This is a genomic window from Corynebacterium glyciniphilum AJ 3170 (assembly GCF_007673095.1).
Lineage (GTDB): Bacteria > Actinomycetota > Actinomycetes > Mycobacteriales > Mycobacteriaceae > Corynebacterium.
This window is the reverse complement of record NZ_VDYZ01000203.1, coordinates 1-280: the sequence shown is the minus strand read 5'-3', so window position 1 is coordinate 280 and position 280 is coordinate 1. Positions and strand designations below refer to the sequence as shown.

General features: G+C 67.5%; 1 protein-coding gene. It reads right to left on the bottom strand.

The window, feature by feature from the left end:
- Positions 1-96: 96 nt before the first annotated feature.
- Positions 97-280, bottom strand: a 184-nt coding sequence (locus FS507_RS16870; RefSeq protein ID WP_222121468.1) for a hypothetical protein, incomplete at its 5' end; no start/stop codon positions are given.

Genomic DNA, 280 nt, shown 5'->3' with positions numbered 1-280 from the left:
ACCCCCCCCCCCACTATCCCCCCCACCTCCACCTCCCCCCCCCCTACCCCTCCCCTCCACCCCCTCACCTCCACCCCCCCCTTTCATCTCCCCCAACTACATCAAACCACCCTCCTCCCCCCACATCACCACCACCCTCCCTCCCCTCACCTCCTCCTCCACCCCTCCCAACTCCCCCACCCAACACATATTCCCCCCCTTCACCACCTCCACCTTCGACCCCTCCTCCCCTTCCACCCGCGCCAGCAGCATGTCGTCCACCGAACTGAAGCGTTCCGCC